Genomic DNA, 437 nt, shown 5'->3' with positions numbered 1-437 from the left:
AGGTATTTAGGCTTACCGGGTGGTCCCGGCAGATTCACAGCAGATTCCACGAGCCCGCTGCTACTCGGGCAACACACCAATTGCAGATGCGAGTGTTTCACGTACCGGACTCTCACCGTCTACGGCAGGACATTCCAATCCACTTCCGCTACACCCACACACACGCAACGCAGGACTAGCAGACCCTGCAACAATGCATCCCCACAACCCCACGCACGCAAACCCTGCCAGGTATCACACGCACGCGGTTTAGCCTCATCCACGTTCGTTCGCCACTACTAACGGAATCACAATTGTTTTCTACTCCTACGGGTACTGAGATGTTTCACTTCCCCGCGTAACCACCAATTAGACTATGAATTCATCTAACGGCGACCGCCCACAACGACGGCCAGGTTTCCCCATTCGGACACCCTCGGATCAACGCTTAGTTGGCA

1 rRNA gene is annotated in these 437 nt (G+C 54.7%); it reads right to left on the bottom strand.

Annotation, left to right across the window (positions count from 1 at the left end):
- Position 1 precedes the first annotated feature (1 nt).
- A 23S ribosomal RNA gene (locus tag HMPREF3011_RS01235) occupies positions 2–437 on the bottom strand; the annotation flags it as partial.

Source organism: Corynebacterium sp. HMSC074C04, from assembly GCF_001838295.1.
Classification (GTDB): Bacteria; Actinomycetota; Actinomycetes; order Mycobacteriales; family Mycobacteriaceae; genus Corynebacterium; species Corynebacterium amycolatum.
This window is presented reverse-complemented; position numbering and strand designations above follow the sequence as displayed.